This window comes from Janthinobacterium sp. 13 (genome assembly GCF_002749695.1).
Taxonomy (GTDB): Bacteria; Pseudomonadota; Gammaproteobacteria; order Burkholderiales; family Burkholderiaceae_D; genus Janthinobacterium; species Janthinobacterium kumbetense.
The window spans coordinates 6,096,179-6,111,320 of sequence record NZ_PEEQ01000001.1 but is presented as its reverse complement, the minus strand read 5'-3'; the positions used below and the strand labels follow the sequence as shown (position 1 = coordinate 6,111,320).

The 15,142-nt window shown below is 63.9% G+C and carries 8 protein-coding genes; 5 read left to right on the top strand and 3 right to left on the bottom strand.

Annotation, left to right across the window (positions count from 1 at the left end; genetic code table 11):
- Window positions 1–76: 76 nt before the first annotated feature.
- A complete protein-coding gene (gene cyoA, locus CLU94_RS26845; protein WP_251348654.1) occupies window positions 77–1,060 on the bottom strand; it encodes a ubiquinol oxidase subunit II in 984 nt (327 codons plus the stop codon).
- 217 nt (window positions 1,061–1,277) lie between these two features.
- Here cyoA and CLU94_RS26840 point away from each other — a divergent pair, with 217 nt between their 5' ends.
- On the top strand, window positions 1,278–2,624 hold the full coding sequence (locus CLU94_RS26840) for an MFS transporter (protein ID WP_099667920.1): 1,347 nt from the start codon (window positions 1,278–1,280) through the stop codon (window positions 2,622–2,624).
- 101 nt (window positions 2,625–2,725) lie between these two features.
- On the opposite strand, the gene CLU94_RS26835 is transcribed toward CLU94_RS26840, so the two are convergent.
- Entirely contained in the window at window positions 2,726–3,178 is a 453-nt protein-coding gene (locus tag CLU94_RS26835) for an Hsp20/alpha crystallin family protein (RefSeq protein WP_099668519.1), read from the bottom strand.
- 282 nt (window positions 3,179–3,460) lie between these two features.
- On the opposite strand from CLU94_RS26835, the gene CLU94_RS26830 reads away from it, so the two are divergent.
- From CLU94_RS26830 to CLU94_RS26815, 4 genes are read left to right on the top strand one after another with little or no spacing between them, the layout of a single operon-like run.
- On the top strand, window positions 3,461–6,943 hold the full coding sequence (locus CLU94_RS26830) for a response regulator (protein ID WP_099667919.1): 3,483 nt from the start codon (window positions 3,461–3,463) through the stop codon (window positions 6,941–6,943).
- A gap of 28 nt (window positions 6,944–6,971) precedes the next feature.
- Window positions 6,972–7,850 carry a CheR family methyltransferase gene (locus CLU94_RS26825; protein WP_099667918.1) on the top strand — a complete coding sequence of 293 codons (879 nt, stop codon included), beginning with the start codon at window positions 6,972–6,974 and terminating at the stop codon, window positions 7,848–7,850.
- Complete coding sequence (locus CLU94_RS26820; protein WP_099667917.1) at window positions 7,847–9,037, top strand: hybrid sensor histidine kinase/response regulator; 1,191 nt, start codon at window positions 7,847–7,849, stop codon at window positions 9,035–9,037. Before CLU94_RS26825 ends, CLU94_RS26820 begins: the two co-directional genes overlap by 4 nt.
- 7 nt (window positions 9,038–9,044) lie before the next feature.
- Window positions 9,045–11,927, top strand: coding sequence for a hybrid sensor histidine kinase/response regulator (locus CLU94_RS26815; protein ID WP_180278787.1), 2,883 nt, complete (start codon window positions 9,045–9,047; stop codon window positions 11,925–11,927).
- Here CLU94_RS26815 and CLU94_RS26810 read toward each other — a convergent pair.
- Window positions 11,924–15,124: a PAS domain-containing protein gene (locus tag CLU94_RS26810; RefSeq protein WP_257219020.1), complete on the bottom strand. Its 3,201-nt coding sequence runs from the start codon at window positions 15,122–15,124 to the stop codon at window positions 11,924–11,926. The two genes, CLU94_RS26815 and CLU94_RS26810, sit on opposite strands and share 4 nt — an antisense overlap.
- Window positions 15,125–15,142 lie beyond the last annotated feature (18 nt).

Genomic DNA, 15,142 nt, shown 5'->3' with positions numbered 1-15,142 from the left:
TCAGAGAAAAAAGGGAGGCGCCAGGCAAGCGGCGCCAGTATCTGCAGCGCAATGCGCTGCGGGATTCATGCAGTCGTTACTTGGCTTGAACGCCCTTTTCAACTACTGCATCGCTAGCGACTACTGCCGTTACGGCCGCTACCGGGCTATTTGCCATCGTCAATTTGTATGGCTCGACCGGCGTCACGCACAGAGCGTCGGAAACGATGGTGCGGTTCAAAATTGCCTTGTACAGATCGCTAGGTACGGCGCTGTAGCGGCGGACCGGGTCGCGTTCGCTAGGCTGGGCCAGCGACAGGTAGTCGTCGCGGTTCAGCGCGCCGCCACCGGCACGTGCCGATTCCACCCATTTGTCGAAGTCCGCATCATTCACGCCGTGGAACTTGAAGCGCATGCCCGAGAAACCGGCACCGCTGTAGTTGGCGGAAAAGCCCTTGTAGACGCCAGGCTTGTTGATGACGGCATTCAACTGCGTTTCCATGCCAGGCATGGCGTAGATCTGACCTGCCAGTGCGGGGATGAAGAACGAGTTCATGACGGACGACGCGGTGATCTTGAAGCGGATCGGACGATCGACTGGCGCGTACAGTTCATTCACGGAAGCGATGCCTTGTTCCGGGTAGATGAACAGCCATTTCCAGTCCAGCGCCACGACTTCGACGATCATCGGCTTGTGGCTGGCAGGAATCGGACGGTTGGCGTCGATACGGCTCAGCGGACGATAAGGATCGAGGGTGTGGGTGCTGATCCAGGTCAGCAGGCCCAGCACGATGATGATCAGCAGGGGCGCGCCCCAGATGATCAGCTCGAGGCGAGTCGAGTGGTCCCAGTCCGGCTCGTATTTGGCCGCGGTGTTGTTTTTTCTATAGCGCCATGCGAAAAGCAGGGTCAGGGCGATTACCGGAACGATAATCAACAGCATCAGCAATGTCGAGATGACAATCAGATTGCCTTGCTGAACTGCGATGTCTCCGGACGGATTCAGTACCACCGTATTGCAACCAGCCAACAATGCGAGAGGTAAAAGAAGCAGTCCGCGACGAACTTTTAATGAAAACATACAGGAAAGTCCAGTACAGGGGATGAAGATATGGTACTGTATTCTCACTGGAGCGCGTTGGCAATTGGACGTTTTGTCCTACCCCTTGCTCGGATTTTCACTCGGTAGTTGCGGAGTTTTCCTACAGCTATCTATTGAATAGTCCTACTCCGGGCGTGAGACACCCGGGGTATGTTACGCGTTGGCCGAACTCGAAACTATATTGGAGACGATCATCATGTCCAGCACGCGCATACACAGCGGGGATGTACCCGCCGACTTTTCCCCTCACTCCCTGCGCGACGCAAGCGGGGCCGGCACGGTCGAATCGCATATCGACCCCGGTGAGATCGCCGTCGGCGTGATCATCGGCCGCGCTTCCGAATACTTCGACTTCTTTGTCTACGCCATCGCCTCGGTGCTGGTGTTTCCGCGCGTCTTCTTCCCATTCGAAGAGCGCCTGGAAGGGACTTTATATGCCTTCCTGATTTTCTCGTTCGCCTTCATCGCCCGTCCGTTCGGCACCGTGATCTTCATGGAGATCCAGCGCCGCATGGGACGCAGCGCCAAGCTGACCTTCGCCCTCTTCCTGCTGGGCGTGTCGACGGCCGGCATCGCCTTCCTGCCCACGTATTCCCACCTGGGCTTTGCCGCCATCATCTGGCTGTCCGTGCTGCGCATCGGCCAGGGCGTGGCGCTGGGCGGTTCGTGGGATGGCTTGCCGTCGCTGCTGGCCCTGAACGCGCCGGAAAACAAGCGGGGATGGTACGCCATGCTGGGCCAGCTGGGCGCGCCCGCCGGCTTCCTGATCGCCGCCGGCCTGTTCTGGTTCATGTTGACCACCCTGACGGATGAAGACTTCCTCGATTGGGGCTGGCGCTATCCGTTCTATGTGGCCTTCGCCATCAACGTGGTCGCCCTGTTTGCCCGTCTGCGCCTGGTGTCGACGAATGAATATGCGCGCCTGCTCGACGAACGCGAACTGCAGCCCGTGAGCGTGTTTGAAATGAGCCGCGGCCAGGGCCGCAACGTGCTGATCGGCGCCCTCGCCGCGCTGGCCAGCTATGCACTGTTCCACCTGGTGACCGTGTTCCCGCTGTCGTGGATTTCCGTCTACCAGACCCGCTCCGCGCCGGACTTCCTGCAAATCCAGATGCTGGGCGCCGTGTTGGCCGCCGTCGGCGTGGTGATTTCCGGCTTGCTGGCCGATAAAGTGGGCCGCCGCACCACCCTGGGCGTGCTGGCCGTGCTGATCGCCATCTTCAGCGCCTTCGTGCCGACCCTGATGGGTGGCGGCAATACGGGCCAGGACGTGTTCATCCTCGTGGGCTTCAGCCTGCTGGGCTTGTCCTACGGCCAGGCAGCCGGCGCCGTGACGGCCAACTTCCCTGCCCGCTTCCGCTATACGGGCGCGGCCCTGACGTCCGACCTGGCCTGGCTGGTCGGCGCCGGCTTCGCTCCGCTGGTGGCGCTGGGCCTGTCAGCCAACTTCGGCCTCGCCTACGTCAGCTTCTACCTGCTGTCGGGCGCCGTCGCCTCGCTGGCCGCCCTGAGCCTGAACCGGGCGCTGGAAATCCGCGACTGACATATATATAGTGTGCAGTACGCACAGCACTGAAAAACGCCGGCTCCGTCCGGCGTTTTTTCATCCCCGCGCCAGCTTGACGCCACGCTTCCTGGCCACGCTTACTGTATCGCCAATTGCCGCCCGCCCGTGCCTTCCTTCTTCGGCAAGTCCAGCAGCAACACGCCATTTTCATAGCGGGCCTGCGCACCGGCCTCGTCCACCTCATGCTGCAGCACGAAGCTGCGGTATTGCTGGCCGTACTCGCGTTCGCTGCGCACGACCTTGCCGCCGCCGTCGCGCGTCACCCTTTCATTCTTGAGTTCGGCGCTGATGGAGACGCGGTTGCCATCGATGGACACCTGGATATCGTCTTTATTCACGCCTGGAATGTCCGCCTGCAACTGATAGGCTTGTTCGGTTTCGGCAATGTCGACGCGCATGCGCCCATTGCCCACGTCGCGTACATGCAAGGCGGGCGCGAAAAAGTCGCGCATGAATTCTTCCATGTCGCTGAAGGGGTCGAAACGTCCCAGCGGGTGCTGCGGATCGCGGTGGATCAAATGATTGGCCATGATGTCCTCCTGCATGGGCTGGCTTGCACACGGCGGCCGCCCGCAAGGACGCCGCCACCTCCTGCATCTTAGGATGACAACAGCCAATCTCTTTGATCTGCCTCAATCGAGGCCAGCTTGATTTTCCCGCCACTTTGATCTGTGCGTTGCCGCGCTTTGCACGGGCGTGCGAGTCGGCAATTGGGCGCAAGACTGTTATGCTAGCGCACGCCATACTTGACCACCAGAAAACTTGCATTTCAATTAAAATTAATTCTTTCGCGACAGCCTTACACGGACATGATGAATACCAAGACCCCGATCGATTCCTTCAGCTTTCGCCGCATCCTCGCCCGCAACGTCACCTTGCCGTTGGTCATCGGGGTCATCACGGCCCTCGTGTTCGTCGCCCTGATCGCCTACCTGCTGTCGGCCCTGCGCTCGGTCGAGCATTCCGAACGGGTGATCGGCAATGCGAACGAGGTCATGAAATTGTCCGTCGACCTGGAAACGGGCATGCGCGGCTACTTGCTGACGGGCGACGAAACGTTTTTGGCGCCATATAAATCAGGCAAGGCAAAGATCGCCGTCGAAATGAACACGCTGCTGGAACTGGTGTCCGACAGTCCCATCCAGGTCGACCGGCTGCGCCGCATCCGTGCGCTGCAAGGCCAATGGCTCGATTATGCCGAAGGCGTGATCGCCCAGCGCCGCAGCAACCAGGAATTCCTCGCGCGCGTGCGCCAGGGCGAAGGCAAGCTGGAATTTGACGAAATCCGCCGCGAATTCCTCGCCTTCCTGTCCATGGAGCAGCGGCTGCGCCAGGAACGGGCCGATACGGCCGAAAGCCGCACCATGCTGGCCGTGGTGGTCTTCCTCATCCTCAGCCTGGGATTGTCGGGCTTGCTCGCCTACCTGGGACGGCGCGAACTGCTGCGCCTGTCCGACATCTACAACGATGCGCTCGAGCAGCGCGGCAAGGATAACGACGTGCTGCAGGAGCAGGCGTGGCTGCGTACTGGGCAGACGGAACTGGCGGCCCACACGAGCGGCCAGCTGGGCTTGCCGCAGCTGGGACGGCACGTGCTGGACTTCCTGGCCCACCGCCTCGACGTGGCCGTCGCCACCCTGTACGTCGTCGACGAGGACGGCAGCCTGCGCCGCACGGCCGTGTACGGCTTCAGCGACCAGGGCGTCAAGGACAAGCCCGTCTTCAAGCTGGGCGAAGGCCTGGTGGGCGAGACGGCGCGCGAAAAACGCCTCAAGCATGTGCAGCAAGTGCCCGAGAATTACCTGACCGTGACGTCGAGCCTGGGCCACGGCACGCCGCTGGAGCTGGTCTTGACGCCCGTCAATAACGAAGGCGTCGTCAACGGCGTCATCGAACTGGGCTTTACACACCCCGTCAGTGCCCGCGCCAAGGAATGGCTGAACCTGATTGCCGCGAATGTCGGCACGTCGCTGGAAGCGGCCCTGTACCGCCAGCGCCTGCAAAATGTGCTGGAAGAAACCCAACAATTGAATGAAGAACTGGAAGTGCAGCAGGAAGAATTGCGCACGGCCAATGAAGAGCTGGGCGAGCAGTCGCGCGTGCTGGAACAGTCGCAAGCCCACCTGGAAGAGCAAAAGGCGGCACTGGAACAGTCGAACGAGCAGCTGGCCGTGCAGGCGCTGTCGCTGGACCAGAAAAACATGGCCATCGGCGAAGCCCATGCACAGCTGGAAGCCCGCGCCGAAGAGCTGCAGCGGGCCAGCCGCTATAAATCCGAATTCCTGGCGAACATGTCGCACGAACTGCGCACGCCGTTGAACAGTTCGCTCATCCTGTCGAAGCTGCTGTCGGACAATACCAGCGGCAACCTGACGCCGGAGCAAGTGACGTTTGCGCAAACCATTTATTCGGCCGGCAACGATTTGTTGACCCTCATCAACGATATCCTCGACATTTCCAAGGTCGAGGCGGGCAAGCTGGAATTGACGCCGGAAGCCGTGCCCTTCGACGAGCTGCTCAGCAGCATGAAGATGCTGTTCGGCGCCCAGGCGCAGCAAAAGAAACTCGTCTTTGACGTCAAGGTGGCGCCGGACTCCCCGCCATCGTTCGTCAGCGACCGCCAGCGCCTCGAGCAAATCCTGAAAAACCTGCTGTCGAACGCCATCAAGTTTACCGATACGGGCAGCGTGTCGCTGCACGTGAGCACCGCTGCGGCCGGCCAGGTGCGCTTCCAGGTGCAGGATACGGGCATCGGCATCGCCGGCGACCAGCAGCACAAGATTTTCGACGCCTTCCACCAGGCCGACGGCACCACCAGCCGCCGCTACGGCGGCACGGGCCTGGGCCTGTCGATTTCGCGCGACCTGGCAGCCTTGCTCGGTGGCAGCATCGAGCTGGCCAGCACGCCCGGCCAGGGCAGCACGTTCACCCTCGTGCTGCCGGCCGTCATGCCGGAACGCGCGGCGGAAGCGGTCACCGTGCCCGCCGCCGCGCCGCAGGCCCCCGCCAGAATCGCAGCCGCCGCGCCCAAGGCGGCGCCTGCCGCCAAGCCCGTGCCGCTGCCCACCTTCGAGGATGACAGGAATAGCGTGCCCGCGGCCAAGACGGGCCAGCGTTCCGTGCTGGTGATCGAGGATGAGCCGTCGTTCGCCGGCATCCTGTTCGACCTGGCGCATGAAATGCAATACCGCTGCCTGGTGGCGCACGGCGCCGACGAAGGCTTGCGCCTGGCGCAAGAATTCCTGCCCGACGCCATCCTGCTCGACATGGGCTTGCCGGACCGCCCGGGCTTGCTGGTCTTGCAGCAGCTCAAGGAAAACCCGCTGACGCGCCACATTCCCGTGCACATCGTCTCCGGCAACGACCAGATGCAGGAAGCCATGCAATTGGGCGCCATCGGCTACGCCACCAAGCCGCGCACGCGCGAGCAGTTGAAGGAAGTGTTCCGCAAGCTCGAATCGAAGTTCACGCAACAGATGAAGCGCATCCTGCTGGTCGAGGACGACGAACGCCAGCGCGAAAGCGTGGTGCACCTGATCAGCGACGACGACGTGGAAATCACGGCCGTGGCGCTGGGCGAGCAGGCGCTGGAATTGCTGAAAACACAGATTTTCGACTGCATGATCATCGACCTCAAGTTGCCCGATATCCAGGGCAACGAATTGCTCGAACGCATGGAACATGAAGAGCTGTGCTCGTTCCCGCCCGTCATCGTCTACACGGGCCGCAACCTGAGCCGCGAGGAAGAAGCGGACCTGATGAAGTATTCGCGCTCCATCATCATCAAGGGCGCCCGCTCGCCCGAACGCCTGCTCGACGAAGTCACCCTCTTCCTGCACAAGGTGGAGTCGGAACTGTCGAGCGAGCGCCAGGGCATGCTGCAACAGGTGCGCAGCCGCGAGCGCGTGTTTGAAGGGCGCAAGATTTTGCTGGTGGACGACGACGTGCGCAATATCTTTGCCCTGACGAATGCGCTGGAACAAAAAGGCGTGGTGGTGGAAATCGGCCGTAACGGCTTCGAAGCCATCAGCAAGCTCAACAGCGTGGACGATATCGACCTCGTATTGATGGATGTCATGATGCCGGGCATGGATGGCCTGGAAGCGACGCGCTTGATCCGCGCCGATGGCCGCTACAACAAGCTGCCCATCATCGCCATCACGGCCAAGGCCATGAAGAATGACCAGGAAGAATGCCTGCAGGCGGGCGCGTCAGATTACCTGGCCAAGCCGATTGACCTGGACCGTTTGTATTCGCTGCTGCGCGTGTGGATGCCGAAGATGGAACGCATGTGATGACGCGCCATGCCCGGGAGCGGCGCTGATGTCCCAGCGCACCACGGACGCGCAACTGCAGGCGCTGATGGAGGCAATCTATCAGCGCTACAGCTATGATTTCCGCGACTACTCTTTACCCTCGCAGCGGCGGCGCCTGCATCAGGCGCTCGAACGCCTGCATTGCGCCGACCTGCCCGCCTTGCAGCAGCTGGTGCTGGACGATGCCGCCGCCTTTGGCAAGCTGCTGCAGATTTTGACCGTGCCCGTCACGCAAATGTTCCGCGACCCGGCGTTTTTCCGCGCCTTGCGCGAACAGGTGGTGCCCGTGCTGAAAACCTACCCGTCGCCGACCATCTGGGTGGCCGGCTGCTGCACGGGCGAAGAAGCGCTGTCGCTGGCCATCCTGCTGCACGAGGAAGGCTTGCTCGAACGCAGCACGATTTACGCCACGGACATCAATCCGCAAGCGCTGGCCACGGCCGCGCGCGGCGTGTATCCGCTGCACCGGCTCGATGAGTACGGCGCCAACTACCTGGCCGCGGGCGGCCTGGGCCAGCTGGCCGACTACTACACGGCCGAGCACGCCACGGCGCGCTTCCAGCAGCGCCTGCTCGATAGGATCAACTTTGCCGACCACAGCCTGTCCACGGACAGTGTTTTTATTGAAACGCAATTGATTTGCTGCCGTAACGTGCTGATTTACTTCAACAAAACCTTGCAGGAACGGGCCCTGGGCCTGTTCCACGACTCGCTGTGCCACCGGGGTTTCCTGGGCCTGGGCAGCAAGGAAAGCACGCATTTCACCCGCTTTGCCGCCGAATTCGAGCCATTGCCGGGTCCCGAAAAGCTCTACCGCAAGCGTGCGCCGTCGCACGCCGCTTCCCACTACGCTGGACGGCAAAGCCATGCCAGGAATGAAACATGATGAATGAAACAAGCACCAAACTGCTGATCGTTGACGACTTGCCGGAAAACTTGCGCGCGCTCAATGCGTTGATACGCGAGAGCGACCGCAGCGTCTACCAGGCATCCTCGGGCGAAGAAGCGCTGGCCCTACTGCTGGAACACGATTTCGCGCTGGCCATCCTCGACGTGCAAATGCCGGAAATGGATGGCTTTGAGCTGGCGCAATTGATGCGCGGCACGGAAAAAACGCGCCACATCCCCATCGTCTTCGTCACGGCGGCCGGCAAGGAAATGAATTTCGCCTTCCAGGGCTATGAAAGCGGCGCCGTCGATTTCCTGCACAAGCCGCTCGACATCAATGCCGTGCAAAGCAAGGTCAACGTCTTCGTTGCCCTGCACCAGCAGCGCAGCGAAACGCGGCGCCAGGTGCAGGCGCTCGAGCACAGCCGCCAGCAGCAGGAAGCGCTGCTGAAAGAATTGCGCGCCACCCAGGCGGAACTGCAGCGTTCGCTACGGCTGCGCGACGAATTCATGTCCATGGTGGCGCACGAGCTGCGCACGCCGCTGAACACGCTGTTCCTGGAAACGCAGATGCGCACCGTCAACCTGGAACGGGGCAACCTGGCCGCCTTCGAACCGGAAAAGCTGGGCAAGATGGTGGCGCGCGACGGGCGGCAAATCCGCAGCATGGTGCGCCTGATCGACGACATGCTCGACGTGTCGCGCATCACCAGCGGCAAGCTGTCGATCCGCCGCGAAGCCGTCGACCTGGCCAGCCTGGTACGCCGCGTGGCGGACGACCTGGTCCCGTATGCGGCCGCCGCCGGCAGCGTGCTGGAAGTGCTGGCCTTCGAACCCATCCAGGGTTACTGGGATGCCTTCCGCGTCGAGCAGATCGTTGTCAACCTGATCAGCAATGCCGTGCGCTACGGCCAGGGCCAGCCCGTGGAAATCAGCCTGGCGCACACGCAGAACAGCGCCGTCATCGAAGTGCGCGACCATGGCATCGGCATCAACGCGCGCGACCAGGAACGCATCTTCGATGCTTTCGAGCGCGTCATCCACCAGGACCGCACGGGCGGCCTGGGCCTGGGCCTGTTCATCACCAAGCAGCTGGTGGACGCCCACGGCGGCGCCATCACCCTGCAAAGCCAGCCCGGCAATGGCGCCCTGTTCAGCGTCACCCTGCCGCTGGCCGGCAGCTGAGGCCCGCATGAGCAGCACTCCTGCCACCAGCAGCCAGGCCGGCGCCAGCGGCGTGGCCTTCCTGCTGCAACTGGAACGCCGGCTGCGCCTGCTGCAAGACACGGGCGAGATCCTCGCCCTGTCGGCCCAGCTGCTGGGCCAGCGCCTGGGCGCCCAGCAAGTGGCGTGTTTCGATATTGACCAGGTCCTGCAGTGCCCCACCCTGCAGCATGCGTGGAGCGACGGCCTGGCGCCGGGCGCCGCCGGCGAATATTTCCTCGGCGATTGCGCGGCAGGCCTGGCCGAGGCGCTTGCCGCGGGCCAGGCGCTGGCCGTCAGCGACGTGATGAATGACCCGCGCACGGCCCAGCCCGCCGCGCAAGCCACGTTTGCGCGCCTGGGCATCCGCGCCTTCCTGAACATTCCCATTGCCAAGGATGGCCAGCTGGCGGCCCTGTTCGTCGTGCACAGCCGCGCGGCCCGCCTGTGGCATGCGGACGAGATCGAACTGGCCGTGCAAGTGTCGGAGCGGGTCTGGTCGACCATTTTGCGGGCCCAGGCGGAAGCGCGCCTGCGCGCCCTCAGTGCCAGCATGGAAACGCAGGTGGCCGAGCGCACGCGCGAATTCGGTCGCACCTGGAACGTGAGCCCCGACTTGCTGGGCGTGCTCAACCTCGACGGCTATTTCGAACACTCGAACCCCGCCTGGCAAGCCACCCTGGGCTGGTCGGCCGAGGAAATCCGCACGACGAAATTCCTCGAACTGATCCATCCAGACGACTTGCCGCGCACCCATGCGGCCTGGGATGCGGCCAACCAGGGCCAGCCCGCCTTGCGCTTCGAAAACCGCTACCGCCACAAGCTGGGCGGCTGGCACTGGCTGTCGTGGGTGGCCGTGCCCGAAGGCGACAAGGTGTATTGCAGCGCGCGCGACATCACCGTGGAAAAGAAGCTGGAAGCGGACCTGGCCGCGCGCAACAGCGAGCGCGAGCGGCTATGGCGCAGCGCGCAAGACTTGATGGTGGCCATCGATGCCGAAGGCTGCTTTGCCGCCGTCAACCCGGCCGCCGGCGCCATCCTGGGCTGGTTGCCCGAGGAAATGCTGGGCCGCAGCATCTTCGACTTCGTGCTGCCCGAGGATGCCGCCGCCACGCGCCAGGCCTTGCTGCAAGTGGGCAAGGAATCCATGCCCAGCTTTGAAAACCGCTACCGGCACCGCGACGGCGGCCACCGCTGGCTATCGTGGGTGGCGGCAATCGAAGGCGACCTGGTGTTTGCCACGGGACGCCACGTCACCCTGGAAAAGGAAGCGCAAAACACCTTGCGCCGCATGCAGGAATCGTTGCGCCACAGCGAGATGGCCCTGCTGCAATCGCAAAAGCTCGAAGCGCTGGGCAAGCTGACGGGCGGCGTGGCCCACGACTTCAATAACGTGCTGCAAATTATCTCGGGCAATTTGCAATTGCTGCAGCTGGGCCTGGATAACGACCCGCTGGCCGCCAAGCGCATCGCCAGCGCCTCGGCCGCCGTGGAACGGGGCGCCAAGCTGTCGGCCCAGTTGCTGGCCTTTGCGCGGCGTCAACCATTAAAACCGCTGGTGACGGACCTGGCGCAACTGCTGCGCGCAACGGAAGAGCTGCTGCGGCGCGCCACTGGCGAAACCATCGAGACGCGTTTGCTGCTGGCCGACGACTGCTGGCGCGCCCTGGTCGATCCGCACCAGCTGGAAAACGTCATCCTCAACCTGGCCATCAACGCGCGCGACGCCATGGAGGGCGAGGGCCAGCTGACCATCGAACTCAGCAACAGCGTGCTGGGCAGCGACTACGCGGCGCGCCATGCGGACGTGGCGCCCGGCGACTACGTGCAGCTGGCCGTCTCCGACACGGGCACGGGCATTCCCGCGGAACTGCTGGACAAGATTTTCGAGCCGTTCTTCACGACCAAGAAAGAAGGCGAAGGCACGGGCCTGGGTTTGAGCATGGCGTACGGCTTCCTGCGCCAGAGCGGCGGCCACCTGACGGTGGACAGTCTGCCTGGCCATGGCAGCACCTTCCGCATCTATCTGCCGCGCTCGCTCGAAGCGGAAACGGAACTGCCGCTGCAACTGGGCGGCCCCGTGCTGGGCGGCAAGGAAACCATCCTCGTCGTGGAAGACGACGTGCAAGTACAGACGACGGTGGTGGACATGTTGCGCGGCCTCGGCTATGCCGTGCTGCGCGCCAGCGATGGCGAAAGCGCGCTGGCCATCATCGGCAGCGGCGTGCCCATCGACCTGCTGTTTACGGACGTGGTGATGCCAGGCAAGGTGGCCAGCACGGCGCTGGCGCGCCAGGCCCGCGTGCTGCTGCCGCAGCTGGCCGTGCTGTTTACCTCGGGCTATACGCAGGACGCCATCATGCAGGGCGGGCGGCTGGAACCGGGCGTGGAATTATTGAGCAAGCCATACCGGCGCGAAGACCTGGCGCGGCGCATCCGCCACTTGCTGGCGAATGGCCGCCACGTGACGGCCCTGCACCAGTACCGCGCACAGCTGCCGCCGCAGCCGGCAACAGCGCCGCCGGCAGGCCGCCATATCCTTCTGGTGGAAGACAATGCGGACGCGCGCGCCATGACGGGCGACCTGCTGTCCATGCTGGGACACACGGTGCTGGCCGTGGGCACGGCCGAGGAAGCCTTGCCCCTGCTGGACACGCCGGGGCTGGACCTGCTGCTGACCGATATCAGCCTGCCCCGGATGTCGGGCGCCGAGCTGGCCGAACTGGCGGCGCGCGACCATCCGCGGCTGGAAGTGGTGTTTTCCACGGGCCACGCGCCGGCCAATTCCGGCGTGCTGGACCCGCAAGCGCGCTTTCTGGTGAAACCATTTACCGTCGAGCAATTGCAGCAAGCCTTGCTGCCGACAGGCTAGTAAACGTCGAGCCGGCGCGCCTTCAATGCGCCGGCCAGCTCTTCCAGGCCAAACGGCTTGCGCAGGAAACGCGCGCTGGCGTCCTGCATCAGGCTGGCGCCCCAATCGTGCCCGGAAGCAAATACCACGTCCAGCTGCGGCCAGTGCGCGCGCGCGTGGCGCGCCAGTTCCAGGCCGGACATGGTGGGCAGGCTGATGTCCGTCACCAGCACGTCCAGGCCCGGCAAGGCCAGCAGGGGCAAGGCTTCCTCGGCGCTGGACACGCCGTGCACGGTGTGGCCCAGCATATTGAGCATTTCCGTCGTCATTTCGCGCGCATCGTCATTGTCTTCCACCAGCAGGATGCGCCGCCCGGACGGGTCCGGTGCGCCCACCAGGCGGCGGTCGGCCAGCACGTGGCGGATGCGCCGCGCCAGGTCTTCGCGCTGATACGGTTTGCTCAACAATTCGACGCCCGGATCCAGCCGCCCGCCCTGCATGATGGCGTTGTGCGTATAGCCCGAGGTAAACAGGACGGCCAGTTCCGGCAGCAGCAGCCTGGCCTGCTGCGCCAGTTCCTTGCTGCTGACGGGCCCCGGCATGACGACATCCGTAAACAGCAGGTCGATGGCCACGCCCGTGCCCAGCAGGGCCAGGGCCGAGGCGCCGTCATCCGCATGCAGCACGTCGTAGCCGAGGCCGCGCAGCATGTCGACCACCGTATGTTGCACCGGGGCATCATCCTCCACCACGAGGATGGTCTCGCTGCCGCCCAGCACGGGGCCCGTCAGGCCCGGCGGCGGCTCGGCCAGCGTTTCCAGCGAACGGGGCAGATAAATCTTGAACGTCGTGCCGGCGCCCGGCGCGCTGTGCACCTTGATGTGGCCCGCGCTCTGGCGGATGAAGCCGTAGGCCATGGACAGGCCCAGGCCCGTGCCCTCGCCTTCGCGCTTGGTGGTGAAGAAGGGCTCGAAAATCTGGTCGATCACGTCGCGCGTCATGCCGTGGCCCGTGTCGGTGATGGTCAGCAGCACGTATTGCCCTTCCAGCACGTCGGCATGCCGGCTGGCGTAGTCCGCATCGAGCGTGACATTGCTCAAGGTAAAAGTGAGGCGCCCGCCCTTGTCCATCGCGTCGCGCGCGTTGATGGCCATGTTCAGCAGCACGTTTTCCATCTGGTTCGGGTCGACCAGGGTATGCCACAAGCCTTCGCTGATGAAGGTTTCCTCGGCAATCGCTTCGCCCAGGGCGCGCCGGATCAGCTCATGCATGCGGCGCAGCAAGCGCCCCAGGTCCGTCACCAGCGGCCGCAAAGGTTGACGCCGCGCAAAGGCCAGCAGTTGCGACGACAGCTTGGCGCCCCGCTCCACGGCCGAGGCTGCCGAAGCGAGGCGCCTGGCCGCCTGCGGATTGTCGGCCACCGTCAGCTTCAGCAACTGCAGATTGCCCGAGATAATCTGCAGCACGTTATTGAAATCGTGGGCCACGCCGCCCGTCAGCTTGCCGATCGATTCCAGCTTCTGTGCCTGCAATAAAGCTTGCTCGCTGCGCACCAGTGCCAGCCGCGCCTCCTTCTCGTCCGTGACGTCGCGGCCGATGGCATGGATCAGCTTTTGCGCCGGCACGGCCGTCCAGGAAATCCAGCGGTAGCCGCCATCGCGGCGCCGGTAGCGGTTTTCCATGCGCAAGGTGGGCGCGCCGTGGGCCAGGCGCGACAAGTCCTTCAAGGCCGCCATGCGGTCGTCGGGATGCACGAGGCTGATGAAATCCATGCCCAGCGACTCAATTTCCGGCCGGTCGAGGATCTTGCTCCAGGCGGGATTGACGGCGATGATCATGCCGGCCAGGTCCGCCACCAGCATGATATCGGTCGACAGCCGCCACATGCGGTCGCGGTCGGCCGTGCGGTTGGCCATTTCCACTTCCAGCGAGGAATTCAGGTAGGCCATCTTTTCCAGCACGTTCTTCTGTTCCTGCACGTCCGTATTTGTGCCCACCCAGCGCAGCACCGTGCCCGCCTCGTCGAACAGGGGCAAGGCGCGCGCCAGGAACCAGCGGTAGGCGCCGTCGCTGGCGCGGCGCATGCGGAATTCGTGTTCGTAGGCGCTGGCGGTGGCGACGGCCCGTTCCCAGCTCTTTTGCGTGGCCTGCACGTCGTCCGGATGCACGCAGTGGCGAAAACCGCTGGTGACGAGCGACTTCAGCGACTGTCCCGTGTATTCGCAGACCTGCTCGTTGACCCAGTAGGTGGCGCCGCTGCCATGCGCCAGCCAGGCCTGGTTGGGCATGGTGGAAGCGAGCGAACGGAACTGCGCTTCGCTGTCGAGCAAGGCGTTGCGCGCCTGCCAGTGTTCATCGATATCCTCGCACGAGCCATACCATTTCGCGGGCTGGCCGCGCTCGTCTTGGCGGCAGTAGGCGCGCGAGTGCATCCAGCGGTAGCGGCCGTCTTGCCGGCGCACGCGCATTTCCTGGTCGAAAGGCTGGCCGCTGCCCACGGCTTCGCTCCAGGCCGCCAGGGAATGGGGCACGTCCTCGGGGTGGATGGCGTCCAGCCAGCTCGTACCCAGGCCGCTGCCGCCCGTCCATTCGCGCCAGCGCTGCGCCACATAATCGAGCTTGCCGTCGACGTCGGCCGTCCACAGCACTTGTGTGTTCAATTCGATGGCGTAATGAAAATGTTCGCGGCTGTCGTGCAGCGATTGTTCCAGCTGGCCCCGCTCAATGACATGCGCGGCCACGCGCGCAGCCAGCGCCAGCAATTCGGTCTCGGGTTGCGTGGGATGGCATGGCGCCTGGAAAAACAGGCCCAGCACGCCCAGGATATGTCCCTTGGCGCCAAAGACGGGAGCGACCCAGCAGGCGCGGTAGCCGTGCAGCATGGCTTCCTTGCGTCCGGCGCTCCAGTTCACGTCACGCGTGATGTCGCCGCAATACACGGGCGCGCCGGAAAAGGCCGCCGTGCCGAACGGGGATGGCTGGTCGCCGCCGTGGCGCAGGGCCAGGCACAGGTCTTGCGGCAGGCTGGGCGCGGACAGGCCGCAAAAGCGGTCGGCTTCGTCGATGAGCACGAGGCAGGCATGCGCGCCGCCCTCGGCCAGGTCTTGCAGCGCCAGCAACAAATGCTCCAATGCATGAGCCAGGTCGGCGCCGGCCGCGATGCTGCCCAGCGCAGTATGCTCGGCATCCAGCAAGGAAAGAATGTTGTTTGCGTGCACCGTGTCGATAAGGGGAAA